This window comes from Pseudomonas sp. 06C 126 (genome assembly GCF_001855215.1).
Classification (GTDB): domain Bacteria; phylum Pseudomonadota; class Gammaproteobacteria; order Pseudomonadales; family Pseudomonadaceae; genus Aquipseudomonas; species Aquipseudomonas proteolytica.
On the sequence record NZ_MIFU01000096.1, the window covers coordinates 28,282 to 43,331 of the forward strand.

Here is a 15,050-nt window from a genome sequence, read left to right on the forward strand (position 1 = left end):
ATTGCCAATAAAAAGCCCCGCAATTGCGGGGCTTTTTTGTTGCTGGCTGGTTTAGTCGGCCAGTTTGAACGCCATTACATAGTCACCCTGCTTGGTCCCCAGGGAACCATGACCGCCCGCCACGACCAGCACGTACTGCTTGCCGTCCTTGCCGGTGTAGGTCATTGGGGTGGTCTGTGCGCCTGCAGGCAGGCGGCCTTCCCACAGTTGCTTGCCGTTTTTCACGTCATAGGCACGCAGGTACTGATCAAGGGTACCGCTGAGGAAGGACACGCCACCGGCGGTGGTGAAGGTCCCGCCCAGGCTTGGCACGCCCATGCTCAGGGGGATGGGAACCGGCGAGCTGTCACGCACGGTGCCGTTCTTGTGCATCCAGATAGTCTTGTTGTTGGTCAAGTCCACGGCTGCCACATAACCCCAGGCCGGAGCCTGGCACGGCAGGCCCATTGGCGAGAGCATCGCTTCCAGGACCACGCCATATGGCGTGCCTTTGTTCGGCTGCACGCCTTCTGTCTCGCTAACACGCGGGCCCATGGCGGCGATTTTCTCGGCCGGGATCATGGTCGATTTGAACGCCATGTAGCTCGGGTTGACGAACGCGATCTGGCGCACCGGGTCAACCGAGATGCCGCCCCAGTCGAACACGCCGAAGTTGCCTGGGTAGACGATCGAGCCTTGCAGCGATGGCGGGGTGAACGGGCCGTCGTAGCGCAGGGACTTGAAGTCGATCCGGCACAGCAGTTGGTCGAACGGGGTCACACCCCACATGTCACGTTCCTTGAGGGGCGGTGGCATGAAGTTGAGGTCGGACTTGGGCTGGGTTGGCGAAGTGTGATCACCGGCCACTGCGCCTTGCGGCACAGGGATTTCGTTGATCGGCACCACTGGCTCGCCGGTCGCCCGGTCCAGCACGTAGATGCTGCCTTGCTTGGTCGAGGCCATCACGGCTTGTTTCACGCCGGCGGCGGTCTTGATGTCGATCAGGCTCGGCTGCCCGCCCACGTCCATGTCCCACAGGTCATGGTGGGTGAACTGGTAGTGCCAGCGCACTTTACCGGTGTCGATATCCAGCGCTGTCAGGCCGGCAGCGTGCAGTTCCGACGCAGGCGTGCGGTAGCCCCCGAACTGGTCCGGGGTCTGGTTGCCCATCGGCAGGTAGAGCATGCCGAGTTTTTCGTCGACGGCGAACATGGACCACATGTTCGGCGAGTTGCGGGTGTAGGTCTTGCCTTCGGCAATCGGCGTAGTGTCGTCCGGGTTGCCGCTGTCCCAGTTCCACACCAGCTTGCCGGTGTGCACGTCGAACGCGCGGATCACGCCGCTCGGCTCGTCGGTGGAGACGTTATCGGTTACGTGACCGCCAATCACCACCAGGTTCTTGGTAACGGCGGGCGGCGAGGTGGAGTAGTAGCCACCTGGGGCGAAAGCGCCGATGTTGGCGCCCAGGTCGACCTGGCCTTTGTCACCGAAGTCTTCGCACATCTTGCCGGTGTCGGCGTTCAGGGCGATCAGGCGGGTGTCGGCGGTCGGCAGGAAGATCCGGCGCGGGCACGCATTGGCGGCTGGCGCAGTGGCGTCAGTGGCCGGGCTTTGCTCGGTGGCGGCATAGGCGGCGTCATCGTGATAGGTCACGCCACGGCAGGTCATGTGCGCCCAGCCCTTGAAGTTCTCGGCTTTCTGCGTCGAGAGCTTAGGGTCGAAACGCCAGATTTCCTTGCCGGTATCCGGGTCAAGGGCGATCACCTGGCTGTGCGGCGTGCACACGTAGAGCATGCCGTTGACTTTCAGCGGGGTGTTTTCCGCGGTGGTTTCACCGGGGTCGCCAGGGCCAGGCAGGTCGCCGGTGCGATAGGTCCAGGCCGGCACCAGCTTGTGCGCGTTTTGCGGGGTGATCTGCGCCAGGGGCGAGTAACGGTCACCGAAAGCCGAGCGGCCATAGGAGTTCCAGTCGCCATCGGCCTGGGCCGGCGCGGCATTGGTCATGCCCGGTACCGCATCGCGGTCCAGTTGGCCTTTGATTTCACCGGGGTTGGTGAACTGGCTGGCCACGGCGGTTGCACCGGCCAGCACCACGGCCACGCTCAGCGCGCCAGTGCCCAGCGGGGCAGGTTGCCCACGCAGCAAGGGGCGGCGGAACCACGGCAGGAGCATGACGATACCCAAGCCAAACAGCAGGGCCAGGCGCGGTACCAACTGCCACCAGTCCAGGCCGACTTCCCACAGGGCCCACACGGTACTGGCGAACAGCACCACCGCGTACAGGCCCAGCGCCGCACGGCGGGTGGCCAGCAGCAGGAAGCCGGTCAGGGTGATGCCGATACCGGCCAGCAGGTAGTACAGCGACCCGCCGAGCATGCTCAGCTTGATGCCCCCGGCCAACAAGGCCAGGCCCATGATCAGCAGCAAGATCCCCAGCAGCCTGGGCAGCAGGCGGCTTGGACTTGAAGCACCATCAGTGCTCATAGTGTGATTCTCCGTGACGTTTAAGGTAGTCCCGCGCTTGTTCACTGTAGATGACGTTTGCGCGCAGGCTTGGTTCAGGGCTAATTGCGTTTATTGCGATTCAGAAGGACGCTTGCAGCTTGATCCCGCCGACCAGCGCGTCATCCACCTGGGCGACGGCCCCCGGATGACGGATGTACTGCAGGTTCGGGCGCACCGTCAGCCAGTTGCTGACGTGCACGCCGTAATAGAGTTCGGCGCTGTATTCGGTGTCTTGCACCGGCAGGTAGGCGGCGTCGTCAAAGTCGTACACCGCGCGGGCCTGGTTGCTGGCCTGGGCGTTCTTGCGGTACGCCGGGTTGACGTGGACGCGGGCCACGGCAAAGCCGATATCGTCCTTGGCACGGGCATCGAACGGGCCTTTGTAGACCACCCCGGCCTGGACATAGTTATCCACAGCGTTGGTTTTCTTATCGTGCATCGTCGCGTTGGCGAACACGCTCAAGCCCCGGGTGTTGTCGCTGGCCAGGCTGCTGACTTGCTGCTGCACGCCCAGCCACACGCCGTGCTTGCTGGAGGCGCTGCGATAGGCCTCGCCACTGACGGCTGCGGGCTGGTCGTTGCGGTCTTTGTACACGTCGCTGGCCTTGGCGCTGCTGTAGTAATAGCCGGCGCGGTATTCACCAGCAAGGCCGTGGATCTTCGGGGTCCACACCAACTCCACCGGCAGCAAGGCGCCTTGGGTGCCGCTGCCGCTGAGCTTGAAGCCATTACCGCGCTCGAGGTTGGACGGGTTCTGTTCATAGGCGCCGATTTGCGCGTACAGCTCGGGCGTCAGGTGGTATTTGACCCGCAGCGCCCATTGGCTGACCGGCCAGTTGTACCAGATGCCGCCGACCCAGTTGCCCACTTGGGAGCCGCAGAACGCCAGGTTCTGGAAGTCGCAGGGGAAGCTGTTGAAGTCCTCGCCTTCGCCAAAACGCCCAGCCTTGATATCCAGCTTCTGGTCGAAGAACTTCTGCTGGTACCACATCTGCGTCAGGCGCCAGGTCTGGCCACGGCCCCAGACTTCCTGGGACGAGGTAAAGCCGCCGACCCGCGGATCGTTGATGCGATCGTTGGTGATGTTGTTGCCACTGCGCTCGGTGATCGTCAGTTGGAACTCGGCGTCGTGCCAGCCAAGGATCTTCTGCAGGTCCAGGTGGCTGCCGAAGGCCCATTGATCGCTGTAGCGCGCAGTGCGGTCGTGGTCCGAGCCGCCGTGCAGGTTGCTGCCCATCTCACCGGTGTAGTCGATCTTGAAGTCGTAGCCCTGTTGAGACAGCGCTGTCCGAGAGCCGCCGAAATCACCCAGCATCCACGGGGACTCACGGTCAAAGGCCGGCGCGGCCTGGGCGTAGGTGATCAGGCACAAAGGCAGCAGTGCAGCGCACAGGCGCAGGGTTGGGAAAGCAGGCATAGGCAAGGGCAGGTCTTAATAGTTTTTGGTTTTAGTACGCAAACCGCGATTGGCGGGTGCCAACGGGTCAGGTTTGAGCGGCGGATGAAACGTTTCAGGTTGTTGCCGACAAGGATAAAGCGCCGGCTCGGGGAGAGAAAGCGCTAATCGCAAGATGGATTCTTTCGGATTTGGTAACAGTCGGTGCAGGCACCGCAAAACTAATGTAGGAGCAGGCAAGCCAGCTCCCACAGGTTGCAGGTCAGTGTCTGTCAGAAGGTCGTGCGCAAGCCCACCTGCACACTGCGCCCCGGCGCCGGCGCAATATCGCGCAGGATCGAGCTGGCATAACGTACGGTCTGGTTGGTCAGGTTCTCGCCGTTGACGAACGCCAGCCATTGGCTGCCGCCCAGGTTGAAGCGATAACCGGCGCTGGCGCCCAAGGTGGTGTAGCCGTCGGTCCCGCTTTCGTTGCGCGGTACACGGCCCTGGCCGGCAGCGTGCTCGACATCAATGCGCGCCTGCCAGCGGTCCAGTTCCCACAACAAACCACTGTTCAAGCGCAGTGGGGCGATGCGCGGCAAGGCTTCGCCGGTATCCAGGTTGGTGGCGCGGGTGTAGTCGCCCGACAGTTCCAGGGCGAATTTGCCGTAGGCCCCTTCGCTGAGTTTCCAGTGATCCTGGGCTTCGAAGCCGACGAAACGCGCGCGCACGCCGGAGTAGGTGTATTCCGGGATGCCATCGGCGTCTTCTTCGCCCTCGTCATTCAAGGTGCGGCCGCTGTTCAGCAAGCCAATGTAGTTGGAGAAGTGGCTGTAGAACACGCCGAAGCTGCCCTTGTGGGTGCCATTGTCAAAGCGCAGGGCCAGGTCGCTGGCCACGGCCTTTTCCTTCGACAGCTTGGCATCACCCACTTCATAGGTACCGGTGGCGACGTGGGCGCCGTTGGCATACAGCTCGTAGAAAGTCGGAGCGCGCTCGGTGTAGCCCAAGGTCGCGGCCAGCGACCAGATGGGCGTCAGCGTATACACCGCGCCCGACGACAGGCTGCCGGCGGTGAAGCTGCTGGAGCTGTTGGCCTTGGCGAAACGCTCGTTGCCTTTGCCGTCCGGGTCGACGGTGGTGTGCTCCAGGCGTGCACCCAGGCTCAGTTTCAGGCGTTCGCTGGCCTGCATTTCTTCGAGGATAAACAGCGCGCCAGCATTGGTATCGGTCTGCGGTACGAAAGCTTCCTCGCCCAAGGCGGAGAATTCGCTACGGCTGACCTGGGCGCCGACGATGCCATCGAAAGGCCCCATCGGCTGGTGGCGCGCTTCGATGCGTGCTTCATAGCCTTTGTTCTTGAAGGTGGTGCCGGTTTCGCCACCTTCGATTTCGCGGTGTTCGTAATCGGTGTAGCCGGCGTCGAGTTTGACCGAGGTAAACGGGCCTTGCAGGTTGCGAATCTCCGATGCGAACGCGTAATGCTCCTGCTGCATGCGGATGCGCACATCCTGTTCGGCGGGTGAGCCGTAGTTGCTGTCGGAGTTGCTGTAGGACAGCCCGGCATAACCGTCGTCCCACGTGTAGGAACCGCCCACCGCGCCGCCGTCCTGGCGTCCGTCGCTGTTGCCCAGGCGGCCGTTTTTGCCGGGGCCATTCTCGCTTTGGGGGGCGTGGCGGCTGCGGGCGTAACCGGGGATTTTCAGGTCGTTGAATTCCCGCGCGCTGGCATCCAGATGCAGGGCGAAGGTGCCGTTGCCGGCTTCCAGTTTGCCGGCGCTGCTGCGGGTGGTGTCGGCGCCGCCGTAGCGCAGTTCACCGGCACCGTGGATGCCTTCGATGGCTTCGGTGGGGATGCGATTGTCGAAGGTGTTGACCACGCCGCCAATGGCGCTGCCGCCGTAGAGCAGGGCAGCCGGGCCGCGCACGATCTCGATGCGCTCGACGTTGACCGGGTCCAGCGGCACCGCATGGTCATAGGACAGCGACGAGGCATCCAGCGCGCCGACGCCATTGCGCAGGATGCGGATGCGGTCGCCATCCTGGCCACGGATGATCGGGCGGCTGGCGCCAGGGCCGAAGTACGACGACGACACCCCTGGCTGCTTGTTCAGGGTTTCGCCCAGGCTGCCTTTTTGTTGCAGGGTCAGGTCATCGCCTTCCAGCACCGTCGTGGGCGAGGCCAGTTGCTGGCTGCCCAGGGGGTTGCCGGTGATGACTTGGGGTTGCAGTTCCAGGGCGTGGGCCTGGGAGCCGATCAACAGGGCAGCCGCCAGCGGGGTCAGGCGCCAGAGAGGGGAGAGGGACATCGGGAGGTTCCTTGGTCGAGCAGAGAGTTGGATACTTATAGTTACAATATAACATCTCTTTTTAGGCCGTGGAGTGGAACTTTTCACAAGCCCTGTAGGAGCGAGCTTGCTCGCGAAAAACTTCAGGACGCCGCGTTAAACCTGATGCCCCGCTTCAGCGTTGACGATTTTCGCGAGCAAGCTCGCTTCTACAGGGGGCGGGGGTGGGGCTACAATCAAGGTCGTGCTTCCACCGGCCTGGCACCTCGGCTAAGGTGCGCGGCTTCTTCTTCATTTACTTGGCAAAGGCCCGGCATGACCGCACCGAACAACAACCCACTGCACGGCGTTACCCTCGAACAGGTGCTCACCGCGCTGGTGGCGCACTACGAATGGCAAGGCCTTGCCGAGCGCATCGACATCCGCTGCTTCAAGAACGACCCGAGCATCAAGTCGAGCCTGACGTTCTTGCGCAAGACGCCATGGGCGCGGGAAAAGGTCGAAGGGTTGTACGTCAAGTTGATGCGCACCAAACGCCCCCAGGAATGAGGGCATATGTGGCAGGGGCAGCGCTGGCCGGTTGGGCGGGCCTGACGATCCAGCTGTACCTGATTGGCTATTCGCGCTGGATGGCCGATGCCAGCCTGTTGGGCGGCCTGGTGAACTTCTTCAGCTTTTTTACCGTGCTGACCAACACCCTGGCCGCTGTGGTGTTGAGTTATGCACTGGTGAATCGTCCTTCGGCCGCACGCCGGTTTTTCCTGCGCCCGGCGGTCAGCAGCGGTATTGCGGTGAGCATTGTCGTGGTGGGCCTGGCGTATAGCTTGCTGTTGCGGCATTTGTGGAGCCCCGAGGGCTGGCAGTTTATCGCCGACGAATTGCTGCACGATGTGATGCCGTTGCTGTTCCTGGGCTACTGGTGGTTCTGTGTGCCCAAGGGCGCGCTGCGGCTCAGGCACGTCGGGTACTGGGTGATTTACCCGTTGGTGTACTTCGCTTATGTACTGCTGCGCGGGCACGCCCTGGGGCAATACCAGTACCCGTTCATTGATGTAGGGACGCTGGGTTATCCACAGGTGTTCATGAATGCCGGGGGCATCCTGTTGGGGTTTGTGTTGGTGGCATTGGCGCTAGTGGGCCTGGACAAGATCCTGAAGCCGGCAGCGTAGTTCAAAACCCCTGTGGCGAGCGGGCTTGCCCCGCGCTGGGTGGCGAAGCCGCCCCAAACCCTGCTGGCTCGGTGTGTCTGAACTAGAGGGGGCTGCTTCGCAGCCCAGCGCGGGGCAAGCCCGCTCGCCACAGCAGCTCTGTCTGCCTGGAGAAGGGTTATTCCTCGTCGCTGCCCTGTGCACGCCAGTAACCCACGGCCTTGACGAACTCATCGTTGAGCTTGTGCTCGTCGAGCAGCACCCGGCGTACCTGGCGCGACAGCTTGGTCTCGGTGGCGACCCAGGCATACAACGAGCCTTCTGGCACTTGCAGGTCGCGTACGGTGCCGAGCAACTCATCCTGGCCACGCACCACCCAGTTCACCTGCACATCGGCTGCGCTGTCGAGTGCCTGCTTTTCATGCTCATCGGCAATCTCGATCACCACCAGCGCCTTGCGCCCTGCCGGCAGTTCTTCCAGGCGGCGGGCAATGGCCGGGATGGCGGTTTCGTCGCCCACCAGCAGATAGCTGTCGAAGATGTCCGGCACGATCATCGACCCGCGGGGGCCGGCAATGTGCAGGTGCTGGCCGGGCTTGGCCTGTTCGGCCCAGGTGCAAGCTGGGCCGTCACCGTGCAGCACGAAGTCGATATCCAACTCGCCGCGGCTAAGGTCGATCCGACGCGGGGTGTAGTCGCGCATCGCCGGTTGTGGCCCCTCGCCCTTGACACTGAATGTCGGGCTTTCCAGTGCCGCCTGCTCGGCAGCGTTCTGTGCGAACAGCAGCTTGATATGGTCATCGCTACCCAGGCTGACGAACCCCGCCAACTGCTCGCCACCCAGGGTGATACGACGCATGCGCGGGGTGATGTCGACCACGCGCAGCACCTCCAGGCGCCGGCGTTTGATCTCGTGGCTCACACGGTGAATGACAGGCGTACTCATAGGGTTTTCCCCTGTACAGGTGGGACGGCCGGGCCGTCCACAATGGCTTGGGCGGTGCTGTTGAGCAGCGCCGCGACGCGGGTGATTTCTTCCGGGCTCCAGCGCCCGTGGTGCAACTGCAAGGCATGGCGCAGGTTGTGCACTGCCTCGTGGATTTGCGGCGGTCGGTCGTGGCCGCGCAATGAGCGTTTGCTGACATCAATGCGCATGCGCACACCGTCCAGCGCAATGGCTTGCTCACTTAAGAACAGACGTCCGGCGTCGGTGATTGTGTAGCGTTTTTTTCCAGCCTGGGCGTCGCCGGTGATCAGTTCGCTTTCTTCAAGGAACGTCAGGGTGGGGTAGATCACCCCAGGGCTGGGGCTGTAGGCGCCATCGAACAGGCCTTCGATCTGACGGATCAGGTCGTAGCCATGGCACGGCTGTTCGGCGATCAACGCCGGTAGCAACAGCTTCAGGTCGCCGGGTGCGAAGACCCGTGGGCCTCGACCAGCGCGTTCGCGGCCTGGACGTTTTTCGAAGCCGTCGCGATCGTCACCGGGTTCACGGTGGGAATGAGGGTCTCTCATTGTCATGCTCTCTGCTGTGTGGTTTAGACATAACGTAAGATATATCTTAAATTCCAGCCAGAGGCAGGTGACCAACGGTCATCCGTGGGCGGGCGAGCCGTGCGCCAAGTTAATTTATTCCCCATAAGTTGCGCTTCATAACTAGTATTAGAGTCAAAGCTCAAACTTTAGTGGGTGGCGTTGCACCTCTGCTTAGTTGGTTTTGTGGTACTGTTCTTACGGACTTTTCATTGTTTGTTTGCTGTAACCATTCATGTAGTCTTTATCCTACGGAAAAAATTAAAGTTTTGGCAAAGTGCCATATTTTTCCGCGTCGACCTGTGTCTGTTGGCTACGGCAGTGTGGGAACTGCCTTGCATATCTGTTTTTAAAGTTAGTGGATCATCTGCTTCGCGTTGCAATCACTTAAGTTTCATCGCGACGGCTCTCATTGTTTGTTGGATCTGATTCTCAACTTTCAGTGGGTCACTAACTTGTCCGAAAAACAGGAAATCACCATGTTCAAGAAGTTCGCAATTGCTGCCCCTCTGGCCCTTCTGGCGCTGAATTCGTCGATGGCATTCGCCGCCGGTGAAGCCAACCACACCGTCAACATCAAGGCGAATATCCCGACAACCGTGTTCCACGCGCAGCCACGTGACCCTAACTTCGGCCGCGATGAAACCATGAGCTACAACATTGTCAGCGGTGAGCTGGCGCCGTTGACCGCCGTCTACGACGTGAAAAACACCAACGGCTCGGTCCACGCCTACATCGAAGGCGGCCCGGCCGTGCTGTTCAACGGCAACGTTGCACAGAACATTGCGCTGACCACCAGCTTTAACGGTGTAGAGATGACCGGCACCCCTAAAGAAGTCGTCACCGAAGCGGACTCCACCCCAGGCGTCGCTGCTGAACTGCGCATCGTGGCAGCCAAGCCTTCGGCAACCCAGCGCGGTGCCTACACCACCGCTGTGCCGTTGGTGTTCGACGCGGTGCTGCCAACGACACCTTGATGGTGTAGGTGCCCGCCGGGCTTTTACGCCCGCGGGCATTTGCGTTCGGGCCGGCTGATTCTCCCCGTAGGCCGGCCTGGTTTTTTGTTTTGTCTCTTGGCCCTCAGAGTATTCCTTTCATGTTCCCGATGACGCTCATCGCGGTTGCGCTTGCGCTAGTGATTTGTACGAGTGCCTTGGCCGCGCCCACGCCAGGTATCGTCACGCCCGCCAGTCTGTTGACCCAGGCCCAGGGTTTGCCTGCCGGGTTCAGCGATCATTTCTTCGATGTGCCGCTGGCGGTACAGGTTGAACTGGACCAGCAACCCCTGGGGGAGGCGCTGATTGTCCTGTCGCAGGACGAACGTGTGACGTTGCTGGAATTCACCGACACCGGCGACAGCAAAGTCCCGGCGGCCACCCGCGACATCTGGCAAGCGGTGCTGGCCAGCGGCGTTGCTCTTGGCGCGTGCACCCAGTCTTGCCCACAGCAACTGGTGTCCACCCACTACAACCTTGAAAGCTCGCTGCTGTCGATCATCACCCAGAACGTCGAACACGCCGGCGACGCTCCGCGCTATCACGCACAGCCCGAAGGCGGCAGCCATGGCTTGATTATCAACAACCAGCTCAACCTCAACGGCGGCGAGGATGAAGACCTGGGCGGGCGTTATGGTCTGCAGGCCAGTGCCAGCCTGGGCAACTGGACCCAAGTGTTCAATTTGCAACTGGCGCGCCAGAGTGGCGATGAAGAACAACTGCGCCACGCGATTCACGAGCTCTACACCCAACGTGAACTGGAAGGTCGCTTTTTGCGCCTGGGCCATTTCACACCCAACTCCGATGGCCTGACCCGTCAGTTGCGCAGCTTTGGCGCCAGCCCCGATACGGCGCTGGGTGTCATGTACGGCAGCTCCGACAGCCTGGCGATCAACAACACCAAGGCCAGTGTCTATCCGATCTACGTCACCGCCAATCGCCAGGCCGCCGTGGAGATTTACCGCAATGGCCTGCTAGTCAACACCCAGGCGGTGGCGGCAGGCTTGCAGACCCTGGACACGCGACCGTTGCCCGGCGGCATCTACGAAGTCGAAGTGCGCCTGGTGGAAGATGGCCTGACCGTCAGCACCACCCAGGAGTTGGTCTACAAACCCAGCAACTGGCGCAACGCGGAAGACCGCTGGCGCTACAACGTGTTTGCCGGGCGCGAAACCAAGTTGTTCAGCAATTGGGACGAACAGGCGTCCGGCGCGGTTACTGCCGGCGCCTCGCTCAACTACCTGGTACACCCACGGGTGATCCTCGGCCTGTCGGCGCGCGAAGTGCGCGACCAACTCCAATACGGCGGCTCGGCAGACTGGACGGTGGCCAACAACACCAGCCTTTTCGCCAACCTCTATCAGACCCGTCAACACGGCACTGGCATGGATTTGCAGGGGCTCTATACCTTTGGGGCCACCAACCTGGTGTTCAGCCATAACCGCAGTTGGCTCGACACCCGTGACACCTATGAAACCCTGCCGGACGGCACGCGTCTGCGGCGCAATACCTTTGTCGGCCAGGCCAGCAACTCGGCGCTCTCGGTCAACCACCGGGTCGACGCAAGAAATTCCTGGAACCTGCGCCTGTCCCACAGCGAGGGCAACGTCGAAGGCACCGGGCTGGACCTGGGCTGGAGCCGGCGCGATACCTTGTGGGGCAGCGACGCCAACTGGCGGTTCTCGGTGTTCGATCGACCGGGCACTTCTGGCACCGGCGATCAGCGCAATCGTGGCGTGGACCTCTCCGTGAGCCTGGCCTTGGGCGGCGATGGCCGGCAGATTTCCGGCAGCATCGGTACCCGTACCGACCGCGACGGTGGCCGCGATAACAATGCCTCGGTCACCTACCGCCAGGACCTCACCGAGCACCTGCTGCAAAGCGTCTCGGCCACGGCGATCACCGACACCTACGGCGTCGGCCTGTCGGGCATGGCCAGCTTTGACAGTGATGTCGTCAGCGGTGATGGCTTCGTCCAACGCAGCTCGTTCAACGGCAACCTCAGCGGTGGCCTGAACCTGCACAGCACCTTCGTTGCCGGTGGCGACCAGATGCTGATGACCAGCCAGTACCAGACCAATGGCGCGGGCATGATCGTCGACGTCGAGACTGACCTCGATGAGATCACCTTGCGTGCCGACGACTTCAGCGGTGGCGGCGCCATCCTGCGGCCCGGGCGCAACTTTGTGCCGGTGGCCGCCTACAAGAGCAGCACGGTGAACTTCGACTTTGAAGGCAACCACCCGCCGGCGGCCAACATCCAACCGGCGCGGACCACCTACCACCTCAACCGGGGCGGGGTGGACTACCGCAAAATCACCGTGATGAAGACCGTGTCGGTGCTCGGGCGCCTGCTTGATGCCCAGGGCCAGCCGCTCAAGGGCCATCACGTGATCAACCACGCCAGCCGTGGTGTCAGCGAAGTCGATGGGTTCTTCTCGATGGAAATGAGCGCCAGCTCGCCGACCCTCGAAGTGCGCTACCGCGACCAGTTGCTGTGCCAGTTCCGCCTGGACCCGGCCACCTCCGCCAATGAACACGACGTGTTGATGATCGGTGACCTGCGTTGCACGCCGGACACCCTTGCTGAAAACACCTCCAGCACTCGCACCGCAGGTTGAGTGCCATGACGAGAACTCTCACGATGAAACCCTTCAACACCTTGGTCATGGCCGTGTGCGCGGCGCTGTTGTTCAGCGCCAGCGCGTCACTGGCGGACGAGCAGATCACTGCGCGGTTCCGGCCCGACCCGGCCAACCCGATGAAGAACGACTTCGAAAACACCACGCCGATCAGCTCGATTTGTGCGGCGCATATTCCCACCCAGTGCCGGGCGTTGGGGATTTTCAGCCTCAGGGACAACGACCTCAGGGCGGACTCCAACCAACCCATCCTGGCCAACCACGAGGATGAGCGTAAAGGCTTCATGGTCAAGGTGCCTTCGGACTGGCGTGACCTGCAAGTGACCCACACTGCCACCGGGGAAACCGAGACCGTGCAACTACGCATCGCGGGCATCGGTTCGACGTGGTACATACCCCGGCCGCCAGGCGTATCGACCTGGGCCAAACCTGGATTCAGTTGGCAGGGCCAATGGCTTAATCCACCAGGCGGCTGTCGACGGACCGGCCATCTTGCTGCCGGGGTTTCTGCCGCGTCCTGGTTCTGGCTGACACCTGAAGGGGTGGGCGCTTGCGCTCGTCAACCTTCCCATGACCTGAGCTATATGCGGATCGCCACTCTGGAATACGCCTATGAACTCAGGACGCCAAACCCATTGACCATGTCGGGTGGCCAGTACCACGGCAGCATCACCTACACCATGGGCCCGGGTGGCGATTACGACTTTGGCGACGTTTTGGTCACCAATAAAAATGCGCTCACCTTCAACTTTATCCTGAGCGTGGAACACGACCTCAAGGTTGATATCCCCCCTGGCGGCAACCGTATCGAGCTGATCCCCGAGGGCGGCTGGCAAGCCTGGCTCAACCGTGGGCGTGCGCCGACCCGGCTGTACCGCGACCAGACCTTCCGCATCGCCGCCAGTTCGCGTTTCAAAATGCAGCTGGAGTGCTCGATCGTGATGGGCAACACCTGCGGCCTGCGCAACGCCAATGGCGATGAAGTGCCGTTGCAGATCGCCGTGACACTGCCCAGCGGCATCGATGGGCGTGGTAACCAGGCCGTGCAAAAACGCCCCTTGCGCCTGGACGGTGACGGCACCGACCTGTTCCAGCCGTTGTTCTACGTCAACGACCGTCCCGGCACCCTGCATTTTGAAGTCCTGCGGGACGACATGGCCGGCATGCTCAACCAGCCGGGCAGCACTTACTCGGGCGTGGCGACCGTGATCTGGGATTCCGAGATTTAGTCTCGCCGCACCACCGGCGGGCCTGGCCCGCCGCATTCAATCAATGAGGCGTAGTAAACATGAAACAAGCAGCGTTATGGATCGGGTTGTGCCTGATGTCCCTCACCGCCCAGGCCGGGCCGCTGATCAATGTGGGGGTGGTGTATGACTACCTCGAAGGCGATCGCAGCTCCTACCTCAAGCGTGTATTCAATGGTGGCACCAGCACCGCGTTCATCAAGGTCAATGTGCTGGAAATCATCTACAACGCCGACGGCACCACCCGCGAAGTACCGGTGGCTTCGATGACCGACGACAAGGGCGCCACCACCAGCCGCGACGGCCTGATGGCCAGCCCGTCGCGCCTGATCGTCCCGGTAAACGGCCGCCAGGGCACGCGCCTGTTGTACATGGGCCCGCGCGACAAGGAGCGCTATTTCCGCGTGCGCTTTATCCCCGTGGTTCCGGAAAAAGACGACAACTTCGGCATCACCGAAGAAGATCGCGCCGACTACAAGGACCACCTCGCTGCCGGGATCAACGTGATGGCCGGCTACGGCACGGTGTTTTTCGTGCGCCCCAAAGACACGCGGTTTGATACGCAGATCAGCGACACCACCGATCAATACCAACTGCGCAACGCCGGCAACAGCACCGTGGTGCTCGATGAGTTTCATGATTGCTCGGTGACCGACGCCACCGACTGCGTGCCTACCACCAAGCACCACATCCTGCCGGAGCGGCAATTGAAGTTCGAGAAAAAACCGGGCCGGCGCTACAGCTTTGTGTTGGTGGAAGGGTTGGATAAAAAACCGATGAAGGTCGAGAAAAGTAACGGGTGATGATGATGTCCAAGCAACTGACAAGACTCGGTGTACTGGCGGCTTGCATGCTGGCAGCTACCCACACCGCGGCAATCCAGGAGCGCCACTCATTCGATGTTTCGGTGACCATCCCGGTGCATGAGGCCTATGTACTGCCGTCCGAGTCGGACTGGATGGGCCAGGACCAACTATTGGCCTGGAACCTGGTGACCGAGCAACTGGGCAGGCTGCGCAAGAACTTCGACGTGAAAAACCTCAACGGCGGGGTCGCGGCCCGCCTGGGGGTCGAGCCGTACCTGTACAACGGGCGTAACCGCATCGACCTGCAGGTGCAATTCAACCGGGTAGCCCTGACCCTGGACCCGATAGAAGTGGTCAACGCCAACGACGCCCGCGCCGGCCGCCGCGCCGAACTGGACATCGCCGCGATAAAACCCGATGACGGATATCGCGGCGGCGAGTACTACGGCACAGTGCACCTGGTGTTCGACTTCCTGGCACCCTGAATGTGGCCGCGGGCTTAAATAAGGCGACTTGTGGCGAGCGGGCT

The 15,050-nt window shown here is 61.9% G+C and carries 12 protein-coding genes; 7 read left to right on the forward strand and 5 right to left on the reverse strand.

Annotation, left to right across the window (positions count from 1 at the left end; all coding sequences use genetic code 11):
- Nucleotides 1-51 precede the first annotated feature (51 nt).
- The 3 genes from BHC62_RS18155 to BHC62_RS18165 all read right to left on the reverse strand — a co-directional run bounded on the left by BHC62_RS18155 (nt 52) and on the right by BHC62_RS18165 (nt 6,171).
- Nucleotides 52-2,463, reverse strand: coding sequence for a glucose/quinate/shikimate family membrane-bound PQQ-dependent dehydrogenase (locus BHC62_RS18155; RefSeq protein WP_070995718.1), 2,412 nt, complete (start codon nt 2,461-2,463; stop codon nt 52-54).
- Nucleotides 2,464-2,563: 100 nt separating this feature from the next.
- The gene (locus tag BHC62_RS18160) at nt 2,564-3,901 is read right to left on the reverse strand and encodes a carbohydrate porin (RefSeq protein ID WP_070995719.1); all 1,338 of its coding nucleotides are present in this window, start codon (nt 3,899-3,901) and stop codon (nt 2,564-2,566) included.
- 251 nt (nt 3,902-4,152) lie between these two features.
- A complete protein-coding gene (locus tag BHC62_RS18165; RefSeq protein WP_070995720.1) occupies nt 4,153-6,171 on the reverse strand; it encodes a TonB-dependent receptor in 2,019 nt (672 codons plus the stop codon).
- 294 nt (nt 6,172-6,465) lie between these two features.
- On the opposite strand from BHC62_RS18165, the gene BHC62_RS18170 reads away from it, so the two are divergent.
- Nucleotides 6,466-6,699, forward strand: a complete 234-nt coding sequence (locus BHC62_RS18170; protein ID WP_029297450.1) for a VF530 family DNA-binding protein — start codon at nt 6,466-6,468, stop codon at nt 6,697-6,699.
- A complete protein-coding gene (locus BHC62_RS18175; RefSeq protein ID WP_070995721.1) occupies nt 6,696-7,319 on the forward strand; it encodes a Pr6Pr family membrane protein in 624 nt (207 codons plus the stop codon). The genes BHC62_RS18170 and BHC62_RS18175 overlap by 4 nt, the downstream gene beginning before the upstream one ends.
- A gap of 157 nt (nt 7,320-7,476) precedes the next feature.
- Here BHC62_RS18175 and BHC62_RS18180 read toward each other — a convergent pair whose 3' ends face one another.
- Nucleotides 7,477-8,244 carry a siderophore-interacting protein gene (locus tag BHC62_RS18180; protein ID WP_070995722.1) on the reverse strand — a complete coding sequence of 256 codons (768 nt, stop codon included), beginning with the start codon at nt 8,242-8,244 and terminating at the stop codon, nt 7,477-7,479.
- A complete protein-coding gene (locus BHC62_RS18185; protein ID WP_070995723.1) occupies nt 8,241-8,813 on the reverse strand; it encodes a PadR family transcriptional regulator in 573 nt (190 codons plus the stop codon). The genes BHC62_RS18180 and BHC62_RS18185 overlap by 4 nt, the downstream gene beginning before the upstream one ends.
- Nucleotides 8,814-9,310: 497 nt before the next feature.
- Here BHC62_RS18185 and BHC62_RS18190 point away from each other — a divergent pair, with 497 nt between their 5' ends.
- From BHC62_RS18190 to BHC62_RS18210, 5 genes are all read left to right on the forward strand, one after another.
- The gene (locus BHC62_RS18190) at nt 9,311-9,808 is read left to right on the forward strand and encodes a CS1 type fimbrial major subunit (protein ID WP_029297446.1); all 498 of its coding nucleotides are present in this window, start codon (nt 9,311-9,313) and stop codon (nt 9,806-9,808) included.
- 119 nt (nt 9,809-9,927) lie between these two features.
- Nucleotides 9,928-12,447 carry a TcfC E-set like domain-containing protein gene (locus tag BHC62_RS18195; RefSeq protein WP_070995724.1) on the forward strand — a complete coding sequence of 840 codons (2,520 nt, stop codon included), beginning with the start codon at nt 9,928-9,930 and terminating at the stop codon, nt 12,445-12,447.
- 5 nt (nt 12,448-12,452) lie between these two features.
- Nucleotides 12,453-13,697 (forward strand): hypothetical protein, encoded by a 1,245-nt coding sequence (locus tag BHC62_RS18200; protein ID WP_224791123.1) that lies wholly within the window; start codon nt 12,453-12,455, stop codon nt 13,695-13,697.
- Nucleotides 13,698-13,756: 59 nt separating this feature from the next.
- Nucleotides 13,757-14,518 (forward strand): pilus assembly protein, encoded by a 762-nt coding sequence (locus BHC62_RS18205; protein WP_070995725.1) that lies wholly within the window; start codon nt 13,757-13,759, stop codon nt 14,516-14,518.
- Nucleotides 14,519-14,523: 5 nt separating this feature from the next.
- Complete coding sequence (locus BHC62_RS18210; protein ID WP_029297441.1) at nt 14,524-15,006, forward strand: CS1 type fimbrial major subunit; 483 nt, start codon at nt 14,524-14,526, stop codon at nt 15,004-15,006.
- Nucleotides 15,007-15,050: the final 44 nt, after the last annotated feature.

Excerpts from the sequence above, each read along its gene's own strand:
- BHC62_RS18155 (WP_070995718.1), bottom strand. The coding sequence starts at position 2,463 with ATGAGCACTGATGGTGCTTCAAGTCCAAGCCGCCTGCTGCCCAGGCTG.
- BHC62_RS18160 (WP_070995719.1), bottom strand. The coding sequence starts at position 3,901 with ATGCCTGCTTTCCCAACCCTGCGCCTGTGCGCTGCACTGCTGCCTTTG.
- BHC62_RS18165 (WP_070995720.1), bottom strand. The coding sequence starts at position 6,171 with ATGTCCCTCTCCCCTCTCTGGCGCCTGACCCCGCTGGCGGCTGCCCTG.
- BHC62_RS18170 (WP_029297450.1), top strand. The coding sequence starts at position 6,466 with ATGACCGCACCGAACAACAACCCACTGCACGGCGTTACCCTCGAACAG.
- BHC62_RS18175 (WP_070995721.1), top strand. The coding sequence starts at position 6,696 with ATGAGGGCATATGTGGCAGGGGCAGCGCTGGCCGGTTGGGCGGGCCTG.
- BHC62_RS18180 (WP_070995722.1), bottom strand. The coding sequence starts at position 8,244 with ATGAGTACGCCTGTCATTCACCGTGTGAGCCACGAGATCAAACGCCGG.
- BHC62_RS18185 (WP_070995723.1), bottom strand. The coding sequence starts at position 8,813 with ATGAGAGACCCTCATTCCCACCGTGAACCCGGTGACGATCGCGACGGC.
- BHC62_RS18190 (WP_029297446.1), top strand. The coding sequence starts at position 9,311 with ATGTTCAAGAAGTTCGCAATTGCTGCCCCTCTGGCCCTTCTGGCGCTG.
- BHC62_RS18195 (WP_070995724.1), top strand. The coding sequence starts at position 9,928 with ATGTTCCCGATGACGCTCATCGCGGTTGCGCTTGCGCTAGTGATTTGT.
- BHC62_RS18200 (WP_224791123.1), top strand. The coding sequence starts at position 12,453 with ATGACGAGAACTCTCACGATGAAACCCTTCAACACCTTGGTCATGGCC.
- BHC62_RS18205 (WP_070995725.1), top strand. The coding sequence starts at position 13,757 with ATGAAACAAGCAGCGTTATGGATCGGGTTGTGCCTGATGTCCCTCACC.
- BHC62_RS18210 (WP_029297441.1), top strand. The coding sequence starts at position 14,524 with ATGTCCAAGCAACTGACAAGACTCGGTGTACTGGCGGCTTGCATGCTG.